This window comes from Mycobacterium sp. E2479, from assembly GCF_001667925.1.
Lineage (GTDB): Bacteria > Actinomycetota > Actinomycetes > Mycobacteriales > Mycobacteriaceae > Mycobacterium.
This window is the reverse complement of record NZ_LZJR01000117.1, coordinates 1-1,043: the sequence shown is the minus strand read 5'-3', so window position 1 is coordinate 1,043 and position 1,043 is coordinate 1. Positions and strand designations below refer to the sequence as shown.

Below are 1,043 nucleotides of genomic sequence, written 5' to 3'. Positions count from 1 at the left end.
AGCTCGGGACGGTGGTTGGAGATGGTGGTGCGCCACCGCAGCGCGCCGCCGTGCTCGACGACCAGGTCGAGGAACGCGTCGACGGGGTGCAGGCCGCCGCGGTCAATACCTACCTGCCCGAACGACTTACCGATCACCGACGGGTCGGGGCACGCCACGATTTCGGCATCGAAGAAGTCGCGGTGCCAGACCCGCAGCCCAAACTTGCTGTCGTAGTCCTTGCGGAACCATCGACGGTAGTCCTCGTCGCACAGGAGCTCATTGCGCGCGGCCACTTGTTCTTTCAGATGCATGGCCGCCGCGCCGGAACCGAACTCTTCGAAGATCACCAGATCGATGCCGTCGGCATACACCTCGAACGGCACCGGCAGGTGCTGAAACCGCACGCTGGCGCCCAGTAGCTTGTTCAGCAGACGAGTCCCCGGGCCGAACACGTAAACCGACAGCGGCATCGACTTGGCGTCGGCGGATACCAGCATGCTCATCCGAACGCCCTTGCCCCAGTTGAGTAGCCGGCTGCTGGCCAGGAAGAAGAGCATTCCGGTCGACGGCCTTGCCACGTTGGGGGCGCTTTGCAGAATTCGGCCGCGCTTGCGCAGGACCTTGATCAGCTTGCGCCGCTCCCGCCACGTCGCGAAAGTGGACGGCAGGGCGCGGGAGCGGAACCGTTCGCCGTCTAGTTTGTCTATGGGGGCGTCCATTCCGGACATGCCGAGGACACCGGCGTCCAGGGCCTCGTCCAGCAGTTCGGCCATCTTCTCCAGCTCGGCCTCGGTGGGCCGCACCGCGGCGTCGGTGGCCCGATCAAGTCCCAGCACCGCGGTCCGCAGGTCCGAATGACCAAGCAGTGAACCGATATTGGGACCCAGCGGCAGGGCGTCGATCGCCTTGATGTACTCCGCGGCCGTCGACCACGTTCGGTTGGAATCCAGTGCGCCGAAGACGTATTCGTGCGGCACCGCCTCCACGCGGCTGAACAGGTCGGCGGCGTCTTGGGAATCAGCGTAGACCGTCGACAACGAGCAGTTGCCCAGCAGCACCGT

At 65.2% G+C, this 1,043-nt stretch carries 1 pseudogene; it reads right to left on the bottom strand.

Annotated features, from left to right (window positions below):
* Nucleotides 1-1,043, bottom strand: a pseudogene (locus A5686_RS27645) (hypothetical protein); the annotation flags it as partial.